Annotated in this window: 24 protein-coding genes and 1 riboswitch; of the genes, 4 read left to right on the top strand and 20 right to left on the bottom strand. The window is 50.9% G+C overall.

Annotated elements, in window-relative coordinates; translation table 11 throughout:
- Positions 1-11: 11 nt before the first annotated feature.
- Positions 12-1,019 (bottom strand): thiamine-phosphate kinase, encoded by a 1,008-nt coding sequence (gene thiL / locus DEALDRAFT_RS01485; protein WP_008514185.1) that lies wholly within the window; start codon positions 1,017-1,019, stop codon positions 12-14.
- Between the two features lie 170 nt (positions 1,020-1,189).
- Here thiL and DEALDRAFT_RS15730 point away from each other — a divergent pair, with 170 nt between their 5' ends.
- On the top strand, positions 1,190-2,338 hold the full coding sequence (locus DEALDRAFT_RS15730) for a PRC-barrel domain-containing protein (RefSeq protein ID WP_050780749.1): 1,149 nt from the start codon (positions 1,190-1,192) through the stop codon (positions 2,336-2,338).
- Here the strand turns inward: DEALDRAFT_RS15730 and thiC are convergent.
- The 5 genes from thiC to DEALDRAFT_RS01455 form a co-directional block, all read right to left on the bottom strand.
- Positions 2,335-3,633, bottom strand: a complete 1,299-nt coding sequence (gene thiC, locus DEALDRAFT_RS01475) for a phosphomethylpyrimidine synthase ThiC (protein WP_008514181.1) — start codon at positions 3,631-3,633, stop codon at positions 2,335-2,337. The genes DEALDRAFT_RS15730 and thiC overlap by 4 nt on opposite strands.
- Complete coding sequence (gene thiW, locus DEALDRAFT_RS01470) at positions 3,634-4,128, bottom strand: energy coupling factor transporter S component ThiW (protein WP_008514180.1); 495 nt, start codon at positions 4,126-4,128, stop codon at positions 3,634-3,636.
- On the bottom strand, positions 4,125-4,928 hold the full coding sequence (gene thiM / locus DEALDRAFT_RS01465; RefSeq protein WP_008514178.1) for a hydroxyethylthiazole kinase: 804 nt from the start codon (positions 4,926-4,928) through the stop codon (positions 4,125-4,127). The genes thiW and thiM overlap by 4 nt, the downstream gene beginning before the upstream one ends.
- A 227-nt stretch (positions 4,929-5,155) precedes the next feature.
- A riboswitch (TPP riboswitch) is annotated at positions 5,156-5,270 on the bottom strand.
- Between the two features lie 21 nt (positions 5,271-5,291).
- On the bottom strand, positions 5,292-6,401 hold the full coding sequence (gene hisC / locus DEALDRAFT_RS01460) for a histidinol-phosphate transaminase (protein ID WP_008514176.1): 1,110 nt from the start codon (positions 6,399-6,401) through the stop codon (positions 5,292-5,294).
- Between the two features lie 9 nt (positions 6,402-6,410).
- On the bottom strand, positions 6,411-7,709 hold the full coding sequence (locus DEALDRAFT_RS01455) for a phenylacetate--CoA ligase family protein (RefSeq protein ID WP_008514174.1): 1,299 nt from the start codon (positions 7,707-7,709) through the stop codon (positions 6,411-6,413).
- A 195-nt stretch (positions 7,710-7,904) separates the two neighbouring features.
- Between DEALDRAFT_RS01455 and DEALDRAFT_RS01450 the strand changes: the two genes are divergently transcribed.
- Positions 7,905-8,678, top strand: a complete 774-nt coding sequence (locus tag DEALDRAFT_RS01450) for a polysaccharide deacetylase family protein (protein ID WP_008514171.1) — start codon at positions 7,905-7,907, stop codon at positions 8,676-8,678.
- Between the two features lie 35 nt (positions 8,679-8,713).
- Here DEALDRAFT_RS01450 and spoIIP read toward each other — a convergent pair whose 3' ends face one another.
- The 6 genes from spoIIP to DEALDRAFT_RS01420 form a co-directional block, all read right to left on the bottom strand.
- Entirely contained in the window at positions 8,714-10,222 is a 1,509-nt protein-coding gene (gene spoIIP, locus DEALDRAFT_RS15725) for a stage II sporulation protein P (RefSeq protein WP_008514170.1), read from the bottom strand.
- Positions 10,219-10,848 carry a DUF1614 domain-containing protein gene (locus DEALDRAFT_RS01440; RefSeq protein ID WP_008514167.1) on the bottom strand — a complete coding sequence of 210 codons (630 nt, stop codon included), beginning with the start codon at positions 10,846-10,848 and terminating at the stop codon, positions 10,219-10,221. The genes spoIIP and DEALDRAFT_RS01440 overlap by 4 nt, the downstream gene beginning before the upstream one ends.
- Positions 10,849-11,055: 207 nt before the next feature.
- The gene (locus DEALDRAFT_RS01435; RefSeq protein ID WP_008514166.1) at positions 11,056-11,394 is read right to left on the bottom strand and encodes an arsenate reductase family protein; all 339 of its coding nucleotides are present in this window, start codon (positions 11,392-11,394) and stop codon (positions 11,056-11,058) included.
- 3 nt (positions 11,395-11,397) lie between these two features.
- Positions 11,398-12,120, bottom strand: a complete 723-nt coding sequence (locus DEALDRAFT_RS01430) for an amino acid ABC transporter ATP-binding protein (RefSeq protein WP_008514164.1) — start codon at positions 12,118-12,120, stop codon at positions 11,398-11,400.
- Complete coding sequence (locus tag DEALDRAFT_RS01425; protein ID WP_008514162.1) at positions 12,120-12,779, bottom strand: amino acid ABC transporter permease; 660 nt, start codon at positions 12,777-12,779, stop codon at positions 12,120-12,122. The genes DEALDRAFT_RS01430 and DEALDRAFT_RS01425 overlap by 1 nt, the downstream gene beginning before the upstream one ends.
- Positions 12,780-12,845: 66 nt before the next feature.
- Complete coding sequence (locus DEALDRAFT_RS01420; RefSeq protein ID WP_008514160.1) at positions 12,846-13,604, bottom strand: glutamine ABC transporter substrate-binding protein; 759 nt, start codon at positions 13,602-13,604, stop codon at positions 12,846-12,848.
- Positions 13,605-13,945: 341 nt separating this feature from the next.
- Between DEALDRAFT_RS01420 and DEALDRAFT_RS01415 the strand changes: the two genes are divergently transcribed.
- The gene (locus DEALDRAFT_RS01415; RefSeq protein WP_008514158.1) at positions 13,946-14,686 is read left to right on the top strand and encodes a ZIP family metal transporter; all 741 of its coding nucleotides are present in this window, start codon (positions 13,946-13,948) and stop codon (positions 14,684-14,686) included.
- On the opposite strand, the gene DEALDRAFT_RS01410 is transcribed toward DEALDRAFT_RS01415, so the two are convergent.
- Entirely contained in the window at positions 14,683-15,441 is a 759-nt protein-coding gene (locus tag DEALDRAFT_RS01410; protein ID WP_008514156.1) for a fumarylacetoacetate hydrolase family protein, read from the bottom strand. The two genes, DEALDRAFT_RS01415 and DEALDRAFT_RS01410, sit on opposite strands and share 4 nt — an antisense overlap.
- Positions 15,442-15,492: 51 nt before the next feature.
- On the opposite strand from DEALDRAFT_RS01410, the gene DEALDRAFT_RS01405 reads away from it, so the two are divergent.
- Positions 15,493-15,921, top strand: a complete 429-nt coding sequence (locus DEALDRAFT_RS01405; protein WP_008514155.1) for a hypothetical protein — start codon at positions 15,493-15,495, stop codon at positions 15,919-15,921.
- A gap of 4 nt (positions 15,922-15,925) precedes the next feature.
- Here DEALDRAFT_RS01405 and serA read toward each other — a convergent pair whose 3' ends face one another.
- The 7 genes from serA to thrB form a co-directional block, all read right to left on the bottom strand.
- Positions 15,926-17,503 carry a phosphoglycerate dehydrogenase gene (serA, locus tag DEALDRAFT_RS01400; RefSeq protein ID WP_008514154.1) on the bottom strand — a complete coding sequence of 526 codons (1,578 nt, stop codon included), beginning with the start codon at positions 17,501-17,503 and terminating at the stop codon, positions 15,926-15,928.
- A gap of 313 nt (positions 17,504-17,816) precedes the next feature.
- Positions 17,817-18,515, bottom strand: a complete 699-nt coding sequence (locus tag DEALDRAFT_RS01395; protein WP_008514153.1) for a gamma-glutamyl-gamma-aminobutyrate hydrolase family protein — start codon at positions 18,513-18,515, stop codon at positions 17,817-17,819.
- A 76-nt stretch (positions 18,516-18,591) separates the two neighbouring features.
- Positions 18,592-18,951 (bottom strand): type II toxin-antitoxin system PemK/MazF family toxin, encoded by a 360-nt coding sequence (locus DEALDRAFT_RS01390; RefSeq protein WP_008514152.1) that lies wholly within the window; start codon positions 18,949-18,951, stop codon positions 18,592-18,594.
- Entirely contained in the window at positions 18,948-19,199 is a 252-nt protein-coding gene (locus DEALDRAFT_RS01385; RefSeq protein ID WP_050780751.1) for a CopG family ribbon-helix-helix protein, read from the bottom strand. The genes DEALDRAFT_RS01390 and DEALDRAFT_RS01385 overlap by 4 nt, the downstream gene beginning before the upstream one ends.
- A 38-nt stretch (positions 19,200-19,237) precedes the next feature.
- Positions 19,238-20,377 (bottom strand): alanine racemase, encoded by a 1,140-nt coding sequence (alr, locus tag DEALDRAFT_RS01380; protein WP_008514148.1) that lies wholly within the window; start codon positions 20,375-20,377, stop codon positions 19,238-19,240.
- Between the two features lie 28 nt (positions 20,378-20,405).
- On the bottom strand, positions 20,406-21,689 hold the full coding sequence (locus tag DEALDRAFT_RS01375; RefSeq protein WP_008514146.1) for an aspartate kinase: 1,284 nt from the start codon (positions 21,687-21,689) through the stop codon (positions 20,406-20,408).
- A gap of 22 nt (positions 21,690-21,711) precedes the next feature.
- Positions 21,712-22,635 carry a homoserine kinase gene (gene thrB / locus DEALDRAFT_RS01370; RefSeq protein ID WP_008514143.1) on the bottom strand — a complete coding sequence of 308 codons (924 nt, stop codon included), beginning with the start codon at positions 22,633-22,635 and terminating at the stop codon, positions 21,712-21,714.
- Positions 22,636-22,658: the final 23 nt, after the last annotated feature.

Below are 22,658 nucleotides of genomic sequence, written 5' to 3'. Positions count from 1 at the left end.
GTTCAACCACCTTAAAAATGCTGAAAACCCTTAATCGTTAGTTTTACCCGTTTTCCCTCTTTTGTAACCATCCACAGGCCCTTTTCCCCCACCACTTTACCGATTGGCATAAGCGGCACTCCAAAGCGACTTTCATACTCCCGGGACAGGGACGCAAATCGCCGGCTTTGCACAGCCAAAAGTAGCTCATAATCTTCGCCGCCGTTTAAGGCCCATTCCGCCGCCAAACTTTGCGCCAGAGGAGCAATCTGTTGGGCAGCAGGGTGGACCGGGATTTTATCTTCCTCCAACAGCACTCCGCAGCCGCTGGCCTGGCTTATTTCACCCAAGTCCTCCAAAAGACCGTCTGAAATGTCCATGGCTGCGGTAACTGCACCGCTGTGGGCCAGAAAATCAGCTTCCCGTACCCGGGGGACGGGACGGAAGTGGGCATTCAGAGCCTGAGAACGCAGCTTTTCCGGGCAGTCCAGCTCCCTGTTTAAAAGCAGAGCCAGGCCGGCGGCAGAAGCGCCAAGGGGCCCGGTGGTACAAAGTATATCTCCGGGAGAGGCACCGCTGCGCAAAAGTGCTTTTTGCCGGTCAACTTCCCCCTGCACCGTGATACTGATCATCAGAGGGCCGGGTGAAGAAACGGTATCGCCACCGCTGATGGTGGTGCCCAATTCTGCGGCCAGCGGACCCATGCCACGGTAAAACTCCAGAATAAATTCCACCCCTGTTTCTTTGGGCAAAGCCAGCGCCACATACGCGTGGCGCGGCACGCCACCCATGGCGGCAATATCGCTGATATTTACCGCCAGAGCTTTGTAGCCCAAATCCGCAGGAGTCATGGCAGGCAGCAAAAAATGAACGCCCTCCACCAGCATATCTTTGCTGGTAACAAGCCACGCTTCTTTATTACAGGTTGTCAGAGCCGCATCATCGCCTATTCCCACAAACCCGTTGGCCGAGGCGCTTTCCCCAAGCACTTCGGTGATCTGTTTTATCAGGGCACGTTCGCCCAAATCCTTTATTTTCATGCATTACCACCTATTTTCTGATTATAGCGCTCTTTTGCCCAAAAAACAATGTACAGCGCTATTAAAAATTGTTACAGGTTGATAAAAACCTGGCATGGTTGTTTGTATGGCCGTCAGAATTAGGGTATACTGGAAATATCGCAGTAATTCAGAGAATCGGGGTGAAACCAATGAAAAAGTCGCGAGATGTTGTGGGCCTGCCTGTTATTGAGCTTAGCGAAGGAAAGCTGCTGGGGCGGATTCACAGTTTGGTGATCAATCCTGCCACCCGCAGCGTGGCTGCACTGGAGGTGGGCGAACGCTCACTCCTGAAAACAAAAACCGAGTTAATTCCCTTTGCCTCAATTCGCAGCATCGGTGGTGACGCCGTCACGCTGCAGAGCCATGATGCGGTACAGCAGGCGGATGAACAGCCGGAATTAGCTGCCCTTATGGACCGAAAAATAATAGGCACCAAGGTTGTTACGGTGGACGGGTCGCTGGCCGGCACAGTGGAGGAGCTGTCCTTTACCGCAGAGGATGGCGCCTTAACGGAAATATTTTTGCTGGTAGACAAAACCCGTGAGCACCTGGCCCTGCCGGTGGCGGTGGTGGAAAACTTTGGCCGTGATTTTATTATCGTTAATGCAGATTATCTGGTGCAGGCCCGCGAAGCGGAAGCAGTGGACACCACAGACCGGATGGGTCGTCAGATTCCCCACTCCCTGGAAGCCAAAGCGATCGAATTTGTGCTGGAAAGGGAAGCCGGTCAGGATGTGACCGATGACGACGGCAACTTTATTATTCGCAAAGGAGAAACGGTAACCATTGACGTCATCAGCCATGCCCGGGAGAAAAACCGCCTTACACAGGTATTGATTGCCGCCGGCGTCAGTGAATTGCTGGAGGGTCTGGACTTTACCAGGGAAAAGCTGGACACCGGCAGCAAAAAGCTTTTGGAAAGCTGGCAGAGCCTGCGGGACCGCTCCCATGAATGGCTGGTCCGCAGACTGGAAGATGACAGACCGGGTCCCACTTCCGAGCTGCGGGAACTCTGGTTTCAGCTGCAGGGGCGCCTGGCTCAGGGCGGCCGTGAACTGGAAGATGAAACCCGGACCAAGATTCGCCAATATGTGCTGGGTAAAAAGCTGGCACATCCGGTCTATGATAAAAACGGCATCCTGCTGGGAGGCCGGGGTGATCAGGTAACCGCCGAGATGCGTGAGGCGGCAGAAAATGCAGAACGCCTGCCGCAGCTGTTTTTGTCAGCGGCAGCAGGCGATGTACAACTGGCTCTTGACCCCATTAAAAAACAAATTAAAGATGTCTTAGGAGATTAGCAGCACTCGGCTTCGGTGCCCAGTGCTTCCGCCACAACTTTCATGGCACAAAACTCCCCGCACATGGAGCATTCCTCTCTGTGTTCGGGGTTTTTCTTTTTGCGCACCGCCGCAGCATGACCGGGGTCGATGGAAAGCTCGATCTGCTTCTCCCAGTCCAGTGCCTTGCGCGCTTTGGCCATGGACAAATCCCACTCCGCTGCTCCGGGAAGACCTTTGGCAATATCGGCGGCATGGGCGGCAATGCGGCTGGCCATTATGCCGTCACGCACATCTTTGGCATCGGGCAGGCCCAAATGTTCTGCCGGAGTTACATAGCAGAGGAAATCCGCACCGGCCCAGGCAGCCAGTGCTCCGCCGATGGCGGAAGTAATATGGTCATAACCCGGCGCCACATCGGTGACCAGCGGCCCCAGCACATAAAACGGTGCCCCTTTACACAGCGATTTCTGCAGGTCAACATTGGAGCGCACCTGATCCAGCGGCACATGGCCCGGGCCTTCCACCATCACCTGCACGCCCTTCTCCCAGGCCCGCTCCACCAGTTCGCCCAAAACAAGCAGCTCCTGAATCTGCGGGCCGTCGGTGGCATCAGCCAGGCAACCGGGTCGCAGCCCGTCACCCAGGCTAAGGGTCACATCATAGCGGGCAGCAATTTCCAATAGCTCATCGTAGCGTTCATAAAGCGGATTTTCCCGGTCATGGTGCAGCATCCAACCGGTAAGAAAGGCGCCGCCGCGGCTGACAATATCGGCCACGCGCCGGCGTTTTTTCAAGACGTCAATGACCTGGCGGGTAATCCCGCAGTGGACGGTAATAAAGTCCACCCCGTCTTTACACTGCTCCTCCACCACGTCAAAAAGGTCGTCGGCGGTCAGCTTCATCATGGCACCGTAGCGCACATTGGCTTCTGCGGTGGCCTGATAAACGGGGACCGTCCCCACCGGCAGGGGCGAGGCGCCCAGCATGCGCCGCCTGGTATCGGTAATATTGGGGCCGGTGGATAAATCCATCACCGCATCGGCGCCGGCATCCACAACCTGTCGCAGCTTCTCCAGTTCCGCCTCAGGATCGGGGAAATCGGTGGATGTACCGATATTGGCATTAACCTTTGTCTTGGTGCCTTTGCCAATGGCGCATGGCTCCAGCGACTTATGATTAACATTGGCCGGCACCACCAACGTGCCGTCAACCAAACCCTGCCGGATCAGCTCCGGTTCTACATTTTCCTTTTTGGCAGCAGCAATCATTTCCTGAGTGATAATTCCCTCTCTTGCTTTAATCAGTTGTGTCACTTATTTCCCCTCTTCTCCCAGTTGTTTTGGCGCGGCAACCGCCACGCCTTTTAATACTACAAGTCCTAATACCGCACCGGCCAGGCTGCTGGTGGCAAAGGGTATCACAAAAACAAAAGCAATGGCCTCACTTCCTAGTACCAAGCGTGCCAACGGGACTGCCGCCAGGGCTCCCAGGATACCGGTGCCGAAAACTTCGCCCACAGCCGCAGCATAATCCCGCTTAAAGAACCTAAAAGCATAACCGGCCACAAAGGCACCAATCATACCGCCGGGAAAAGCCAAAACCGTTCCGGTCCCCAACAGGTTACGCAGCAGCGCCACGGCAAAAGCCACCAGCACCGCGGGCCCGGGACCCAATAATACTGCCGCCAGCACATTAATGGCATGCTGAACCGGAAAAATCATGGCTCCTGCCACAGGAATGGAAAAAACGCCGGCTAAGGTCCCAATTGCAGTTAACAGGCCCATTGCCACTAATCTTTTTACACTCACTGGTTTATCATCCTTTCTTTGATATTTTGTCTGGTTTTAATTGTTTGCTCATCTAACCGATACAGTTCATCAAAAAGCTGAGACTTAAAAGAAGCCGGTGCATCAGAATTGCGTGCCGCCAGCTCCGCCGCCACATTAAAGGTCACAAGTGCTGCCACCGCAGCCTTAAGGGTATCTTTTTCCACCGCAGCAAAGCAGCCCATCACAGAGGCTGTCATACAGCCTGTTCCTACCACCGTAGCCATGAGGGCATTACCGTTTGTAACCTCCACCATTCTCTCTCCGTCGGTGACCCGGTCCACCGCACCGGTTACCGCCACCACAGCATTGGTATCCCGGGCCAGGGAAGCGGCCAGCTCCACCACATCACCGCTGACGTTAATGGACTCCACTCCCTTAATCTCGGCGGCACCTCCGGCCATTATGGCAACTTCTGCTTCATTCCCCTTAATGATGCTGATTTTAATTTCTTTTAATAGACGCTTGGCTGCCTCTAAGCGCAGGGAAGTGGCTCCGGCTCCCACCGGATCCAGCACCACAGGCAGGCCCAGCTCATTGGCCCGCCGGCCCGCCAGCACCATGGCATCCACCTGCGCCGGCGTCAGCGTCCCGATATTTAATACCAAAGCCCCGGCATGACTCACCATCTCCGCCACCTCTTGGGGCGCATGGGCCATAATGGGTAGCCCTCCTGCCACCAGCGTCACATTGGCACACTCACTCATGGTCACCATATTGGTAATATGATGCACCAAAGGCTTTTCCTCTCTCAACTTCTCCAACAACCCACCAATCTCCAAAACCAAAACCTCCTCACACAAAATGGGGACGGACCTTTTTTCGCAAAAACCATGCAAAATCCTGCACAAGAAAGGCGCGCTCTTTCGGTTTCCTCAGCGCGCGCCTTTCAGTACTGCTTACACTAGCAGCTTCGCTATCTGCGAAGCGTTATAATGCTAGCAGTAAACAAAAATAAGCCGCGGACCGGTTTAGTCCGCGGCTTTGCTTCTGTTACTTCTGTTGCGCTGCCACTTTTGCGGTCCTTCCCTACGCTGGTATAATCCATCTCAGGTTCGAAGGGTTGGCCGGGTTTGTCGCCCCTGCCTCTCAGCCCACACTGGTGGGCACCCCCAGGAAAGATATGCAGTTGTGTTTATCCTATTTTAGCTAAAGACGCCTTCTTCTGTCAAGACTTTCTCCAGCGCTTCGATAAACCGTTTATTTTGCTCGGAAGTACCAACGGTCACCCGGACCACATCCGGTGCGCCGAAAATGTCGCCGGTGCGCACAATGACACCCAGGCGCATCAGCTTGGCAAATGCTTTTTGACAGTCGGCTTTTATCTGAACCCAGATAAAGTTGGCATGGGTGGGCTGGTAAGGAAGGTTCATCCGCTCAAACTCTTCGTAGAGATACTTTTTGCCTTCCTCATTCATGGCCACGCTGTTTTTGACATGATCCACGTCTTCCAAAGCGGCCAGGGCTGCGCCCTGGGCAATCAAGTTTACGTTAAAGGGTTCTTTAACCCGGCTAATCAGGCCGATAAGCTCTGGCTTGGCTACGCCATAGCCGATGCGCAGGCCCGCCAAACCGTAAATCTTGGAGAAAGTACGCAGGACAATAACGTCCCGCTCCTGACGGACAAACTCCAGGGTATCGGGGTAATCCTCAGCCAGAACGTATTCGAAATATGCTTCGTCAAAAATGGTTATTACCCCTTGGGGCAGTTTATCCAAAAAGGCTTCTACTTCTTTCTTACCTACCATGGTACCGGTGGGGTTATTGGGGTTACAGACAAAAACCAGCTTGGTATTCTCTGTCACCGCCGCCGCCATAGCCTCCAGGTCGTGGGTAAGGTCTTTGGTGGGCACCATCACGGTACGTGCCCCCATGATTTTTGCCGCAAAATCATATTCGGAAAATGAAGGGTTAGCCATAATAATTTCGTCCCCTTCATCCAGAAACGCTTCGGCAATCAGTTTAATTACTTCATCGGACCCGTTGCCCACAACTAAATGGGAAAAAGTCAGGTTTAACTTTTCCGCCAGGGAATTTTTCAGATAGTAGCAGTTGCCGTCTGGATAGGTGGCAACTTTGTTGATTAGCTCCTGCATCACTTTCAATGAGGCCGGTGCCGGTCCCAGCGGGTTTTCGTTGGATGCCAACTTGATCACATCAGAGATGCCTAACTCCCGCTCCACTTCTTCCACCGGCTTACCCGGCACGTAGGGCTTAATTTCCATAATTTGTTGTCTGTGTAATTGTTTTACCATGGCCGCCTCCTATAACTCACGTTTATCGATGACACGTTTAGCTTTCCCTTCACTGCGCGGAATAGTCTTGGGCTCCACCAGGCGGATTTTTGCGCTGATGCCCAAAATGGAATCTATTTGCGAGTGAATCTTTTTCTCCAGCTCTTCTAAACGCTTAATCTTATCAGAGAACATGCGCTCTGAAACTTCCACCTGAATTTCCAGCATATCCAAGCTGCCCTTGCGGGTTACCACCAGCTGGTAGTGCGGTTCTGTTTCACCGATTTCCAGCAAGACACTTTCCACCTGGGTGGGGAAAACGTTAACGCCGCGGACAATAATCATATCATCACTGCGTCCGGTGACCTTAGCCATGCGCACATGGGTGCGTCCACAGAGGCAGGGCTCCACAGTCAATGTGGTAATATCCCGGGTCCGGTAGCGGATAATGGGCAGTGCTTCTTTGGTGACAGTGGTGATGGCCAGCTCGCCTTTTTCACCGTAAGGCAACACTTCGCCGGTGGCCGGGTCAATGATTTCGGGAATAAAGTGGTCCTCGAAGATATGCAGGCCACACTTCTCTTCACATTCAATGGCCACACCGGGCCCGATAATTTCACTGAGTCCGTAAATATCGGTGGCACGGATACCCAAACGCCGCTCAATTTCCTGGCGCATATTCTCAGACCAGGGTTCGGCGCCGAAAATTCCAGCATGCAGCTTAAATTCATCCAATGATAATCCCATCTCTTCAATTACTTCGGCGATAAACAGCGCATAACTGGGCGTGCAGGTTAAAACGTTAGTGCCAAAGTCCTTCATCACCATTACCTGACGCTGGGTGTTTCCGCCGGAAATGGGAATAACAGCTGCACCCAAAAGCTCCGCGCCGTAATGAACGCCCAGGCCCCCGGTAAACAGGCCGTAACCGTAGGCGTTTTGCACCACAGAATTACGGGTGGCGCCGGCACTTACCAAAGAACGGGCCATCAGCTCAGACCAGGTGGCCAAATCATTTCTGGTATAGCCCACAACGGTGGGTTTCCCGGTGGTTCCTGAAGAAGAGTGATAGCGTACAATTTCATTTTGCGGTACCGAAAACAGGCCAAACGGGTAATTGTCCCGGAAATCCTGTTTTACTGTAAACGGTAATCTGGACAGATCGTCCAGGCTTTGAATATCACCCGGCTCGATTCCTTCGGCCTGAAAAACGCGACGATAATGGGGAACGCTGTTGTATACCCGTTCTACCGTCTTTTTCAAGCGCTTAAGCTGCACTTCCTGCAGCCTGTCCCTCGACATGCATTCCGCTTCGCGATTCCAATACAAGGTCAAGCCCCCCTCAATACTACATACATGGTTTAGGTTATAAAGGTGAGGTTTTCGACAGGACCCTGCCAATCTCCTGCCACAAAGGCAAATTCCCTGAAAAATCCGTCAACCACTCCCCCGCTGTCATAACCTTCTCCTGTTTGGAATACCCATATAAAGACTTATACCGACAATCTCTCGAGGAGGTCTGTGATGATTAAAAGTGTGGTGATTACAAAAAGAAGCCGGTTTGTGCTGATGTTTCTGGCGACAGCTCTTTTTGTTCTGTCCCTCTTTTGGCTTTTTGGCGGTGAACGGGCCGACCCCACAGTGGGCCAGAAGCGACTGCTGCCCATCTACTATGTGGATACCGAAGAAAAGAAAGTGGCCATTTCTTTTGATGCATCCTGGGGTGCCGAGTACACCGAAACCATCTTAGGCATTTTGAAGGAAAATGATATTAAGACCACTTTTTTCCTCACCGGGTTCTGGATAGAGAAATACCCGGAATTGGTAAAAAAAATAGTGGCCGAAGGCCATGAACTGGGCAACCACACCTGGACTCATCCCCACCTGAATACCCTTGATAAAGAATCCATCAAAAAAGAGCTGCAGCGTGTGCACGCCGCCCTCACCGACCTGGGTGGCAAAGAGCCCTACCTCTTCCGCCCTCCTTTTGGTGAATACAGTGACAAAGTAATTGAAGTAGCCGATGAACTGGGTTACAAAACTATACAGTGGAGCATCGATTCACTGGACTGGAAAGACTTAGGTGCCACAACCATTACCCAGCGGGTCACAGAAAAGTTCCATCCCGGCGCCATCATTCTCTTCCACAATAACGGCCGCTATACCGCCGATGCCCTGCCGAACATAATTAAATTTGCCCAGGAAAACGATTATGAAATCATCCCCATCTCAGAGTTGTTATATAAGGAAGATTACTACATTGACTCCAGCGACGGAGCACAAAAGAAAAATCAGTGATAACAGCGAAAAACCACCCCTGAAGGGTGGTTTTTCTAACGCAGCTTATTACGGTTGGTCAACTGATTATAGAGTATTATAGCCCTCTCTTTGATGGTCAGGGCTGCTTCGTGGATTCTTTCCTGCCAGTAAACCAGTATACGGTCTCCCTCTCGGCCGGTTGCCTGGAGCGCAGCCCCCAGCGCAGTGGCGGCCTCAGGGATTTTAGCTCTCAGGGCCAGAGCATGAATTTTTTCCTGCAGCCCAGCCAGAAAACGATCCCCCTGTTGGGTATAGGGTTGCAGCTTTTCCATGTACGGTACCAGTTTAACGTGTATGTCTTCTATACTGCCGGCATTGAGGAGCATAAAGCCTACAATGATAGCCAAAGTTATCCCCAACAATCTGAAGATTTGCTGACTTGCTGCATCCTCAACCCCCTGAGTTCCCGGAGGAGTGGGGGCATCCCCGGGGCCGGGCTGATCCGGCGGCGGTTGGGTAGCCGGGGCAGGTGCGGCCTCCTCTTCTTCTTCCAGAGCATTATCCACATCTCCGTAAAAATAATACGATACCACATCGGCAAACAGAGCCGCCCCGTCTTCTGCATCTTCCCGTGAATTCTGATGCGCTCCCACCTCCAATAAGAGGTTCATGGGCGTCAGGTCCTGATTATAGTTTCCCCGGGCCATAAAAATTCCCTTTACCAGTCCGGGATGAATTTCATCGGCGGTGTTTTTTAAATCCAGGGCAAACTGTCGGGTCACATTCATGTTAGCATTTTGACGCCCCACCACAAACTGGACTTGAGTTACCGATTCGCCTTCAATCTCGGTAGCGTAAGCCGCCGCCGGCGCACCATCCCGGTGGATATCAAACATGACATCCGGCCCCTCCTCCAGCAGCTGCTCAGCGGTGACACGGGAGCGGCGGTATGCACCGCGGTCATGGGGCAAATGCAACGTTTCATCATGCATTACACGGATATTTTTTTCTTCCAGTGCCTGCCTGAAGGATTCCCCCACATCATGGATACCTCCTTCACCGTAGATACTGTCGGTACCATCGGACGGAATGAAGGATTCAGCGTTATGGGTGTGATATATCCCGATTATTCTCTGCGGTTCCGCCTCAGGCTCCAGGTTATCTCCTTCTTCTTCCTGCTCCTCTGTTTGTACCGGAACTGCCCCCCAACCACCCAGACGCTCCCGCAGCATCACAAGAATATCGGAGGGGTCTTCCTCAAAAAAAGCGCCCACCTCCCGGATAAAACGGGCATAGGCTGTCCGGCCTCCCACCCTGTAGACGCGGTACAGCCTGTTGTCTGAGGTGATATATTCATCGCCCACATGAATGATCCGCCCGGTTACCAAAATCTCTTTGCCCTTTTCGTCCACCATGGTATAGTAACGCTCTGCCAGCAAATCTTCCCTTGATATCTCCCCGGTTTCCCGGTTATCAAAGTAATCCAGCAGGGAGCGGGCGGTTAACGTGTCCCGCGGTGAGGTGGCTGACATGGCTATCAAAATCGACAGTAAAAAAATCGCTAAAAAAGCAAACCGTCTCATGCTCGCGGCCCTCCTTGCAGTCGTTCCAGAATTTCTCCTACAAGCTCTGCCAATAATACAGCACCCATACCACCGATAACCGCGGCACCAAACACGCCGGCAGAACCCAACACAATAGGCACATCAAACTGCAAATAAACAATGTTTTCAATCCAGGCCACCAAATCTGTGATGATTACACCAAGCACTCCGCCAACAAAGGCCGCACGCCTGGATCTTCCCAAAAGATAAGCTGTAACTGCAGCAATAATGGCGGGAACATACAGCGGATCAATATCAAATCCTGTGGCTCCGGGCTCCAGGGGCAATAATTTATCGGTGGCATATACTAATACGGCCACCACAGCGGCAGTCAGAAGTGCCCGCCTTTTTTCCTGTGCCTCATCGGCGGTAATAACCAGATAAAGAGCCACCCCCACCGGAATTAATGCTCCCCCCACATTAACGGCCAGCCCCCGGTAAATGGGGATATCCGGCATAAATCCTGCCACCAGCATGGCCACAAGTATCACCAGCGCTTCTGTTTTGGTCAGACGCATCCGATCCAGCACGCGGTGCAGAAATCCCAGATAGAGAAGTGCAGTAACAACAAGTAAGCTAAGCATGCTAAAATTGGTAATATACATCAACTCACATCCTCTGTGCCCTAATTTGCCTTTTTATCTTTCCCGCATCAGGCAGAAAAAAACATCCGAAAGGCACGCATATTCGATTTCCTCTGCGCGTGCCGTTCAATACTGGTTACCTTAGCAGCTTCACAAACTGTGAAGCGTTATAATTAATACCAGTGAAAAAAAAAAGATGCAGACAAATTATGTCTGCATCTTTTTATTCTATTCCCAGCTATCCCAAACATCAGGTTGGTAGCCAACGGTGGCCTGCCGGCCGTTGCGTACTATTGGTGTCTGATATAGCTTTGGATGCTTAAGCAACAGTTCTTCCCGCATTTGTGCACTGACAATCCGGTTCAGGTTTAACTTTGCATACTCTTTGGAACTGCTGTTAAACAAGTTATTTAGCCCTACAGCTTTTTTCACGCTTTCCAGTTCACCCTTGCTTAGGTTCTTTTGCGACAAATCAATGAACTGGTAGTTAATCCGACGTTCCTTAAAGTAGCGCTGGGCTTTTTTTGTGTCAAAGCATTTGTTAGTGCCAAAAATCTGGACATTCATTTATTATAGCACCTTACGCAAAAAGGCCTGGCATCTGGGGGATTTGGGTGAGGTAAAGATATCATGCGGGGTACCTTCCTCCACAATAACCCCTTCATCCATTAAAATTACCCGGTCTGCCACCTCTTTGGCAAAACCCATTTCATGAGTAACAACCACCATGGTCATACCTTCTTTGGCCAAATCCTTCATAACTTCCAGCACTTCACCCACAAGCTCCGGATCTAATGCGGAGGTGGGTTCATCAAAGAGCATTACCTTGGGCTGCATGGCCAGTGCCCTGGCGATGGCCACACGCTGCATCTGTCCGCCGGAGAGACGCTCCGGATATACATCTGCTTTATCACCCAGGCCTACCTTTTCCAGAAGTTCATGCCCCAGCTGGTTTACAGCCTTTGCTTCCATCTTTTTAACTTTAATGGGCCCCAAAGTTACGTTCTGCAGAGCCGTTAAATGGGGAAAGAGGTTAAACCGCTGAAACACCATCCCCATGTTTTGTCGTACTTTATTGATGTTGACATCAGGTGCCGTCACCTCAATATCGTCCACCACAATTTTACCCTCAGTGGGCACTTCCAGCAAATTCAGACAACGAAGCAGCGTTGTCTTACCGGATCCGCTGGGCCCGATAACACAGACAACCTCCTGGGGGTCTACTTTACAATCAATTCCCTTTAACACTTCCAACGATCCAAAGTTTTTATATAATCCTTCAACTGTAATCATTAAACATCCAACCTTCTTTCCATACGTCTCAGCACAAATGAAATTGTCAGTGTCATGGTCAGATAAAGGAGAGCCACTGTTCCCCAAATTTCAACGGAACGGTAATTAACGGCAATAATGGTCTGCCCCCGACGTGTCAAATCCGCCACAGCGATAACGGAAAGAAGAGAAGTATCTTTCAAGCTGATAATAAACTGGTTCCCCATGGGAGGAATAATCCTTTTAAAGGCCTGAGGCCAGATAATATAGCGCATGGTCTGAAACGGAGTCATACCAATGGTTCTGCCCGCTTCAGTCTGTCCTTTGTCAATGGACTGAATCCCACCTCTGACAATCTCCGCCAGGTAAGCGCCGGAGTTAATGGCAATGGCGGCGATGGCGGCGGTAATGTTGGAGATTCTTGATCCCAACAGAATAGGCATGGCAAAATAAATAAAAAAGATCTGCACCAGAATCGGTGTCCCTCTGATAATTTCCACATAAGTGGTGGATAAGGCAAAAATAATTTTGTTTTTGGAGATGCGGCCCAGGCCAAACAATATTCCTAATACAAAACCAAGGGCAACACCGCCTACAGTAATCATGATAGTCATCCACATACCCTGGAGTAGTGCAGGCATAGCCGCTACAATAACTTCTGGTCTAAATTCCCAATTCAAAACAACTAGCTCCTTTCAACACATCTTGTTTAAAAAAGGGCGTGACATATGCCACGCCCTAATCTCCTACTGAGGCATTTCTCCAAACCACTTAACATAGAGCTCTTCGTATGTGCCGTCTTCCATCATTGCTTCCAATGCTGCGTCTACATCTTCTTTGAGTTCACTGCCTTTGGGAAGACCAATACCATACTGCTGCCCCTCAAGCAATTCGCCTACCAGCTTTACCTGTCCCTCGCCCTCAGTCTGAACATAGTACTGCTGAGCCGGGGAATCCCACAGAGTGGCATCCACGCCTTCTGTCAGTAATTCAAAATAAGCGGCATCCATGTTGTCAAAAGCGATAACATCATTTTCATTAATGAAATCCAGAGACATCAGATAGTCGTAGCTGGAAGTACCAGTACGAGTAGCCACTCTTCTGCCTGCCAGATCTTCAATGCCGTTAATGTCATCGTTGTCTTCAAGCACCATGATTAACAGTCCGGCATCATAGTACGGGATGGAAAAATCAATGGTTTCCTGCCGTTCTTCGGTGATGGTCATACCGGCAAAAGCCATGTCGATGCTGTTACTGGTTAGCGCCGGAATCAAACCGCGGAATTCCATGGTCTGAATTTCATACTCAAAGCCCATCCGTTCGGACAGCTCTTCTAAGATGTCAATATCAAAACCCACCATTTCGCCGTCCTGTTCAAATTCAAACGGCACAAACATGGTATCTACACCAATTGTAAGCTGCTCGCTGTCACCACCGCCACAGCCTGCCAATACCAACATACTCACGGTTAAAACAATTAAAAACAGTTTCCACTTTGTCTTCATCTTCTCTAGAACCCCCTAATAATTTAGCTTTTCAGGTTTCCGGTTTCTCCGGTTTTCCGGTTTTACACCCCCTTACCTGTAAAGTAAAAAAATAGGCAGCTTTAAATTCTTTTAAAATACATAAATATAAGTATTCAAGATTCGTGCCTATTTTTCCTCTTTTTTCGATTCGAAATATTCTGTATCTTTAGTAGGAATTACGTTTACTGACAGAAAGACCCACTGTTTTCATACTTGAGCAAACAGTGGGTCTTTTCTTGTTATCCTCGCACACAATTCTTTTGTTATCAATATACTGTACTGCATAATCTACGGCACATCTTACACAAAGGAGGATCTCGATGTATGAGACGTTGTTGATCAGTGCCATGGCCGGCCTGGCAACAGGTTTAGGCGGCTTAATTGTAGTTTGCTTCGGCAAGCCATCGGTTAAAGTCCTCTCACTGATTTTGGGTATTGCAGCAGGAATTAATATTGTAATCGCCACGGTGGAGCTGCTGCCGGCGGCGGTTGAACACGGCAACCTTTTTTTAATGTCCGCCGGTTTTGTCTTTGGCATCGCTATAATGTCGCTGATTGACCGGGCCATTCCCAATGTCAACTTGCTAAACGGCGATAGGATCGGCCTGGATTCAGCCCGCCTTATCCGTGCAGGCATTCTAATTGCCGTGGCATTGGCTGTGCATAATCTGCCGGAAGGCTTAGCCATCGGTGCCGGCTTTGAAGCCACCCACAGCCTGGGTGCCATTATTGCGTTGGCCATTGGTCTCCACAACATTCCTGAAGGAATGGGTGCCGCGGCACCCCTTAAGATGGGGGGAATGGATAATAAGCGAATTGTGTTGATTACCTGCCTGGCCGGCCTGGCCACGCCGCTGGGAACATTTATCGGCATGCTGCTGATGAGGCTCTCTGCCGCTTTTGTTTCTCTCTCTTTGGCCTTTGGCGGCGGAGCCATAATGTATGTGGTATGTAAAGAGTTAATTCCCGAATCACAGCGGCAGCACGCCCAATATGCAATTTATGGTATGACCCTTGGTTTTTTAATTACACTGATTCTGGTTTTCGGAGAAATAATTTAGCCAGTAACCGAATTACTTAAAGCACCGATCTGGTCAATATTTACCGTAACCCGGTCACCTTCTGTAAGGGGTCCTACTCCGGAAGGTGTTCCAGTCATAATCACATCTCCCGGCTCCAGGGTCATTACCCGGGAAATCAGCTCGATTAGCTTATGGGGACCGAAAACCAGTTGAGCGGTACTGGATTGCTGCCGGATTTCACCATTTAGCTCCAGGGAAATTTCCAAATCGGCGGCGTCGATTTCGGTGGCAATCCAGGGCCCCAGGGGGCAGAATGTGTCAAAAGATTTGGCTCTTGTCCACTGGCCGTCTGTTTTTTGTAACCGGCGCCCGGTGACGTCGTTGCCGCAGGTATAGCCAAAGATATAATCCCCGGCCTGTTGGGCAGACACATTTTTTGCGGTTTTTCCCATAACCACCGCCAGTTCCGCTTCATAATCGGTGCGGCCGATCCAATGGGGGAGAACAATGGCTTCGCCGGGGCCGATAACGGCTGAAGGCGGTTTCATAAACATGATGGGTTCGGCGGGCAGTTCCATTTTCATTTCCGCCGCATGGTCCCGGTAGTTTAAGCCCACACAGATAATTTTTGACGGCCGGCACGGCGCATAGAGCTTGGCCTCATCCAAAGCAACGGTTTCGCCGGTCTCCTGCCAGTTGCCCTTAAAGTAATCTCCCTTTATTACATGCAAAATGTTTTCTCTGAGAAAGCCGGTACATTCTTTGCCCTGAAAACTAAAACGGGCCCATTTCATAAAAATCGCCTCCTGTTTTACCTGGTTAATTCAAATGCAAGGGGGGTTAACATGTTTCGCAGTATTGTTCAAATGATGAAAAATGCAGGCCAGTTTCTATCTTATCCCATTTTACAGTATATCCCTATCTCCATTAATACTCTGGCACAAAACGACCACTGGGCTAACCCCTTTAACCAGCCCAGCCCGCAGCTGTTTCTCTTTCAGGATGAAGATGCCCTGAGAAGCGCTTTAAACCGCTTTCAGATTCAGCTGCAAAAAACTCCGCCCGACGGTGATCTGTATGTATTGTGTCTTAATTTTCAGACGGAGCTGGTCCTGTTTCGTTATCTGACCTGTAAAATAATCGGAGAAGAACAGCTGGGCAGTGCCCATGTTTTTGCCATTACGAAGAAATACTTCCCCCGCCGCTCTCTCCATTTCGGATTGTTTGAGAACGACGGCAGGAAGTTAAGAGGCATTAATCAGGTTATTTATTAACCGGCTAATCCAGTTTTACAAAGCGGATGGAAACAATGGCATCCAGCTTCTCCAGTTTCTTGATCACATCTTCGGGCACCGGACAGTCTACCTGCAGAGCCATAACGGCTTCTCCGCCGATGGACTGACGGCCCACCTGCATGCCGGCAATATTAATGTTGCTTTCACCCAGGGTAATGCCAAAGCGACCAATAACGCCGGGCATATCCATGTATTTTGTTACCAACATATAACGGGACGGAACCACTTCAATGTTGTACTTATCAATTTTGACAATGCGAATATCGTCTTTGTTAAAGAGGGTGCCGGCAATGGTGCGGGTGCCCTCTGCCGTTTTAATGGTCACCGTAATCAGGTTTGTGAAGTTTTCCACCGTCTTGCTGGCCACTTCCCGCACTTTAATACCGCGCTGCTTGGCAATGACCGGTGCATTAACATAGTTTACCGTCTCCTGCAAAATAACGGACAACAGGCCGATTAAAAAGGAATTGGTCAGCGGTGTGGTGGGGTAATTGGCAATCTCGCCGCTGTAGAGAATCTCCACCGATTCCACCTGACCGTTAAAGACCTGGGTATAAAAGGAACCCAGCTTCTTCATCAGCGGAATAAAGGGCTTCACATCGGCCAGTGTTTCCGGCGGAATCACCGAAACGTTTACCGCGCTGACAAGCGGCTCTCCCTGCAGAGCATTGACTACCTGCTCCGCCACCTGTACCGCCACGTTTACCTGCGCTTCCTCGGTGGAAGCGCCTAAGTGCGGAGTTACAATCACATTGGACAGCTCACACAGCGGATTGCAGGTCACCGGTTCTTCCTCAAACACATCCAGGGCTGCTCCGGCAACTTTGCCGGATTTCAGTGCTTCATAAAGGGCTTCTTCATCTATCAGGCCACCGCGGGCACAGTTAATGATGCGCACGCCGTCTTTCATTATCGCCAGTTCATCATGGCTGATCATATGTTTGGTGGCTTTGGTCAGCGGGGTATGCATGGTGATAAAATCTGCCTTACGGTAGATTTCTTCGGTACTGGTCAGCGTCACACCCATTTTTTCCGCCCGTTCTGCGGAAATGTAGGGGTCATAGGCCAGGATATCCATACCCATGGCCTGGGCACGCTTGATAACCTCGCTGCCTATACGGCCCATGCCTACCACACCCAGCGTCTTATTGTAAAGTTCCACACCCATAAATTTACTGCGCTTCCACTCACCCGCCTTCATGGAGGCAGAAGCATTGGGAATATTTCTGGCCAGTGACGTCATCATGGCAATGGCATGCTCTGCAGCGGAAATGGTGTTGCCCTCAGGAGCATTAATAACAATAACCCCCCGCTCGGTGGCCGCCTCCACATCAATATTGTCCACGCCCACACCGGCGCGGCCCACAACCTTTAAGCGCCCGGCATTCTCCAGCACTTTGCGGGTCACCTTTGTGGAGCTGCGCACCACCAGAGCATCATATTCCCCGATAACCTGCTCCAGCTCTTCCGGTGTCAGGTCTGTCTTAACATCCACCGCTACGCTTTCTCTGAGTTTGGCCACACCCAAATCTGAGATCTGGTCACTGACTAGTACTTTCATGATTCCTTCCTCCTCCGATTATTGCGAATAAATTCACATGTGTTTTTTATCACATGCTCACTATATAACAAGAAATGTGCGCCTATTTAAGTTTCCTTAAAGCGCACTTTTCAGTACTGGCTACATTAGCCGCTTCGCAAACTGCGAAGCGTTATTTCATGCCAGTACAAAAAAACCCCTGTCCTAGAGGGTCTCCTGTAGGGATATTCATATGATACCATAAGGTATAAAATTTGTGCAAGCATTTCTTACAAATTTTATCGGGATTATTTCCAGATTGTATTACTAATTTGCCACAGTGGCAGGACAGGCATTATTGCCGTCTGCCATAGGCCAGTGCTGCCTGCTTCAGGGCGTGAAAAAGCGCCCGCCCCTGCAGGTATTTTGTCATCCATTCAGGATGCCACTGCACCCCCAGCGCAAAGGGATGTTGCACAGCTTCCACAGCTTCAATAATTCCGTCAAAAGCTTTCGCGCTGATCTGCAATTTCCCCGGCGTTTTAACTGCCTGATGGTGCATGCTGTTAACCCGCAGGGTATTTCCCCCCACAATGCGGTGCAGCAGTGACTTCTCTATAATACGTACACCATGAATGAGATAGTTTTTTGGTGCCCGTTGGTCATGCTGCACACCGGCAATATGTGCAATGTCCTGATGCAGCGTGCCGCCGGCGGCAATGGCCATGACCTGTGCTCCGCGGCAAATCCCCAACAGCGGCAGGCCGCAGCTTAAAGCCCTTTGGGCCATAAACAGCTCCATTTGGTCCCGCTCTGGCTGTACCTGGCCCTGGGCCGGTGTGGCTTCCTCACCGAAATGCACGGCGTCCGGATCTCCACCGCCGCTTAAAAGCAGGCCGTCCACATTTGCCAGCATTTGCTGCCACAGATGTTTTCCCGCACACACAGGCAAGAGCAGCGGAATTGCCCCGCTGCGGGCCACAGCCTGGGAATAAGCCAGCGACAGAGTGTTTTCTCCGTCACGAATATTGCAGGTGATACCGATTCGCGGCAAACGGACAACCCTCCCTAAAAAGCAAAATACGCAACCGGTGGTTACGTATCAAACCTTTTATTATTTTTTTAAAATGTTAAAAGTCAATTAATCCAAGAGAAATCTTCAGTGCCTGATTGACCTTTTGCATAACCCGGTCATCCAGCTCCGTTACCTTGTCTTCCAGGCGTTGTTTGTCAATGGTGCGAATCTGCTCCAGTAAAATAACAGAGTCTTTTTCCAGGCCGTAGTCTTTGGCCTGTACTTCCACATGAGTAGGCAGTTTGGCTTTTTCAATCTGAGAAGTAATGGCGGCAACAATCACAGTTGGGCTGTATTTATTGCCCACATCGTTTTGTATGACCAGTACAGGGCGCACTCCGCCCTGCTCCGAACCGACAACAGGGCTCAAATCGGCAAAAAAGATATACCCCCGCTTTACTTCTACCTTATTCACTTTTTACCCACCAACAATTCAGCGATAACATTGGCCTCGTTTTCAACTTCCAGGGCTTCATTTGCCAGTCGCAGGTTCAGTTTGGCCATTTCCATATACCCCTTTTGCATTCTCTCCCTGATTTCCTGCTTTTCCCGCTCTTCCAGATAAAGACGCATTGCTTCGCGGATAAAGTCAGAACGGCTTCTCTTTTCCGAAGCCACGATTCCGTCCACCTCTTCCAGTAAATGATGCGGCAGACTAATCATAATTCTTTTCGTTTCTGCCAAGGCAGGCACCCCCTAAACTAGTCTCCACGTAGATAAACTCTGGGTATTCGCCGGCTTATCCGGGTGACCACTTCATAGTTGATGGTATCTATCCAACGCGCCACTTCGTCCACCGACAGGAAAGCATCACCCTGCCGGCCAAAGAGCACCACTTCATCTCCCGCACTTACCTCTGCAATATCCTGCACATCAATCATGGTCAAATCCATGCAGACGCGGCCCACCACCGGTGCCCGCCGGCCGTGAATCAGCACCTGGCCACAATTGGAAAGATGGCGCGGATAGCCATCTCCATAGCCTAAAGGCAGGGTCGCAATCCGGGCGGCGCGCTCTGTGACGTACGTGCAACCATATGATACTTTCGTACCGGCCGGCACATCTTTAACAAAGATGACTTTAGCTTTTAAGGACATGGCCGGACGCAGCTTAACTTCCCGGCGGCAGACCTCATCTGCGGGATACAGGCCGTAGACACTGATTCCCAAACGGACCATATCCAGATGAGTTTCCGGATGACTGATGGCACCGGCACTGTTGGCCGCATGCTTTACCGGGATGTGGATGCCGCGTGCTTCCAAACGGGCAATAAGCTTTAAAAAGCGCTCCAGCTGCCACCGGGTATAGGTGGCATCCGGGTCATCTGCAGCTGCAAAGTGGGTGTAGAGCCCTGTAAGAGACAATCCAGGAAGAGAGGCAACATGCGAAATAAACCCATCGGCATCTTCACAGGGGAAACAACCTACCCGGCCCATGCCCGTGTCTACTTTGACATGCACGGCCAGATCATTTCCCGCACGAAGAGCAGCTTCCGCAAAGGCATCTGCTTCCTCCGGTGTAAAAACAGTGGGCGTCAGATTATACTGACAAAGATAAGGGGCATACGCTTTTGGTGTGAAACCGAGAATCAGAATTGGTGTGTCTATTCCGTTTTCACGCAGCTCCAGTGCTTCTTCCACCATACCTACGCCAAGAAATGAAACACCGGCGGCCACAGCCTCCCGGGCCACTTCTACAGCCCCGTGGCCGTACCCGTCGGCTTTGACAATGGCCATTAACCGGGTTTGAGAAGAAACATGCTGTTTAAATTGCCTGATATTATGACCTATGGCGCCTAAATCGATTTCAGCCCATGCCGGTCGCTGCGGGAACCCGCGCAAGTGATTGCACCACCTATCTTTACAGTACCTATTGTATTCCACGACACACTTGATTATTCCTGCCGGTATGGCACGATGCTATATTGCTTTTTTCTGGATGCTTATCCATCTGAAAAAATTGATGGATGGCCCGTGCCGCATCCTGTAGGCGACTTTGGGCAATCAGGCAGGAAATACGAATTTCTGAGGTGGAGATAATTTCAATATTAATATTTTCTGCAGCCAAAGCCTGAAACATACCTGCGGCCACACCGCTGTGCTGTACCATACCGGCACCTACCACAGAAATTTTTGCCACATCACTCTGAATACATAATTCGGTGGCACCGATTTCGGCCACAATTGGCTCCAGCGTGGCCCTGGCTTTAGCCAGATCATCGTCAGGAACAGTAAAGAGGATATCATTTTCGCCTTCGCGGCGAATACTTTGCACAATTAAATCCACATTAATCTGCGCCTCACCCAAAGCAGCAAAGATGCGAGCTGCCATACCGGGCTTGTCCGGCACACCCACAACAGCAATTTTTACCTGATTTTCATCGCAGGCTATACCACTTATTACCGTTCCTCTTTCCAAGTTGCTCTCCCCCTTCACCAAAGTTCCCTCTTCGCCGTGGAAGCTGGAACGAACATGGATGGTTACACAATGCAGCTTACCGCATTCCACAGCACGGGGGTGCAGTACTTTGGCACCCATGCTGGCCAGCTCCAACATTTCATCATAAGTAATTTCCGTTAATTTAGCAGCTTCCGGTACAATACGCGGATCAATGGTATACACACCGTCCACATCGGTATATATCTCACAGGTGTCGGCACCCAGGGCGGCAGCCAAAGCCACGGCGGTGGTATCTGAGCCACCCCGTCCCAGGGTATTGATTTCACCGTTACTGTCTGCGCCCTGAAAACCGGCAACAATGGCCACCTTGCCATTTTGCAGCGCATCTTTTACCCGACCGGCGTTAAATTCAATGATTCTGGAGCTTAAAGGACTGCCTTCGGTTACAACCCCCGCCTGAGCACCGGTAAAGGACATGGCAGGACAACCCAGCTCCTGCAGTGCGGTGGCTAATAAAGCAATGCTGATTTGCTCTCCCGTGGAAAGCACCATAGCCATTTCCCGCTCCGACGGATTCTGGGAGACGCTTTTAACCAAACTCACCAGCTCATCGGTGGTGTCCCCCATGGCCGAAACAACCACAGCCACCTGATGGCCGGCCTGAGCCGAGGCCATAACCCGGCGGGCCACATTATAAATTCTTTCCACACTCCCCACAGAAGTGCCCCCGTATTTTTGCACAATAATTGCCATCTTTCTTCTCCCATCTGCTAGATTAACGTAGTGAAACCGTGGAATTCAAGGCTCCCCGCCGTCCCACCGCTGTTTCAATAATACGGCAGTCGATGCCGTGGCGGCCAAACGCCCGACGCATCATTTCTCCCACCGCTTCAGAATTTTCTGTTACAAAAGATATCACCGCCGGGCCTGCTCCGCTTAACGTGGAAGCCAGGGCACCGGCATTACACGCCGCAGCAAACACTTCATCCAAACCGGGAATGAGAGGCATGCGGTACTGCTGATGCAACCGGTCCTCCATGGCATGGCGCAGCATTTCCAGATCTCCTGCGGCCAGAGCCGATACCAAAAGGCCCACCCGTCCCATATTAAACACCGCATCTTTTAGCGGGACCCGGGCAGGAATCACGGTGCGCGATTTTTTAGTGGGCAGGGTAAAAGCCGGCACCGCCACCACCACCTTCAGACTTGGCGGCGGTTCAATACGTGTATACCTGACATCGTCGCCATTCTGCGAAGCAATGACAAAACCACCAAAGAGGGCGGGAGCCACATTGTCAGGATGCCCTTCCATTTTCGCCGCCAGCATCAGCAATTCCTCTGCTGTCAGAGGATTAGGCAAAAGCAGATTGGCAGCAACCATGCCGCCGGCAATGGCGGCGGCGGAGCTGCCCATACCCCGAAAAAGAGGAATACGGTTATGCTGACGGATCCGCAACCCCCCGGGGTCAAAGGATGCGGTGTCAAATACTTTTTGCACCGCATCCACCAGCATTTTTGAACCGTTTTTGGCCAGGAAGCGGGAACCTTCCCCAATGGATTCCACCATCATTGTCCCTGAAGGCTCCACCGACATTTCCACCGTATTATAAATATCCAGCGCCATCCCCAAAACGTCGAAACCGGGACCCAGGTTTGCCGAAGTGGCAGGCACCTTAACTTTTACCGACGTAGCCAGCATTCTATCTCCCCCGCCACAGAATT

It is taken from the genome of Dethiobacter alkaliphilus AHT 1 (genome assembly GCF_000174415.1).
Lineage (GTDB): Bacteria > Bacillota > Dethiobacteria > Dethiobacterales > Dethiobacteraceae > Dethiobacter > Dethiobacter alkaliphilus.
Note: the sequence above shows the minus strand (reverse complement) of the source record. Positions and strands in the feature narration are given on the sequence as shown.

What these genes read in the sequence shown, in the direction of transcription:
- thiL (WP_008514185.1), bottom strand. Translation starts at nt 1,019, where the DNA reads ATGAAAATAAAGGATTTGGGCGAACGTGCCCTGATAAAACAGATCACC.
- DEALDRAFT_RS15730 (WP_050780749.1), top strand. Translation starts at nt 1,190, where the DNA reads ATGAAAAAGTCGCGAGATGTTGTGGGCCTGCCTGTTATTGAGCTTAGC.
- hisC (WP_008514176.1), bottom strand. Translation starts at nt 6,401, where the DNA reads ATGGTAAAACAATTACACAGACAACAAATTATGGAAATTAAGCCCTAC.
- DEALDRAFT_RS01450 (WP_008514171.1), top strand. Translation starts at nt 7,905, where the DNA reads ATGATTAAAAGTGTGGTGATTACAAAAAGAAGCCGGTTTGTGCTGATG.
- spoIIP (WP_008514170.1), bottom strand. Translation starts at nt 10,222, where the DNA reads ATGAGACGGTTTGCTTTTTTAGCGATTTTTTTACTGTCGATTTTGATA.
- DEALDRAFT_RS01440 (WP_008514167.1), bottom strand. Translation starts at nt 10,848, where the DNA reads ATGTATATTACCAATTTTAGCATGCTTAGCTTACTTGTTGTTACTGCA.
- DEALDRAFT_RS01435 (WP_008514166.1), bottom strand. Translation starts at nt 11,394, where the DNA reads ATGAATGTCCAGATTTTTGGCACTAACAAATGCTTTGACACAAAAAAA.
- DEALDRAFT_RS01430 (WP_008514164.1), bottom strand. Translation starts at nt 12,120, where the DNA reads ATGATTACAGTTGAAGGATTATATAAAAACTTTGGATCGTTGGAAGTG.
- DEALDRAFT_RS01420 (WP_008514160.1), bottom strand. Translation starts at nt 13,604, where the DNA reads ATGAAGACAAAGTGGAAACTGTTTTTAATTGTTTTAACCGTGAGTATG.
- DEALDRAFT_RS01415 (WP_008514158.1), top strand. Translation starts at nt 13,946, where the DNA reads ATGTATGAGACGTTGTTGATCAGTGCCATGGCCGGCCTGGCAACAGGT.
- DEALDRAFT_RS01410 (WP_008514156.1), bottom strand. Translation starts at nt 15,441, where the DNA reads ATGAAATGGGCCCGTTTTAGTTTTCAGGGCAAAGAATGTACCGGCTTT.
- DEALDRAFT_RS01405 (WP_008514155.1), top strand. Translation starts at nt 15,493, where the DNA reads ATGTTTCGCAGTATTGTTCAAATGATGAAAAATGCAGGCCAGTTTCTA.
- serA (WP_008514154.1), bottom strand. Translation starts at nt 17,503, where the DNA reads ATGAAAGTACTAGTCAGTGACCAGATCTCAGATTTGGGTGTGGCCAAA.
- DEALDRAFT_RS01385 (WP_050780751.1), bottom strand. Translation starts at nt 19,199, where the DNA reads ATGATTAGTCTGCCGCATCATTTACTGGAAGAGGTGGACGGAATCGTG.
- DEALDRAFT_RS01375 (WP_008514146.1), bottom strand. Translation starts at nt 21,689, where the DNA reads ATGGCAATTATTGTGCAAAAATACGGGGGCACTTCTGTGGGGAGTGTG.
- thrB (WP_008514143.1), bottom strand. Translation starts at nt 22,635, where the DNA reads ATGCTGGCTACGTCGGTAAAAGTTAAGGTGCCTGCCACTTCGGCAAAC.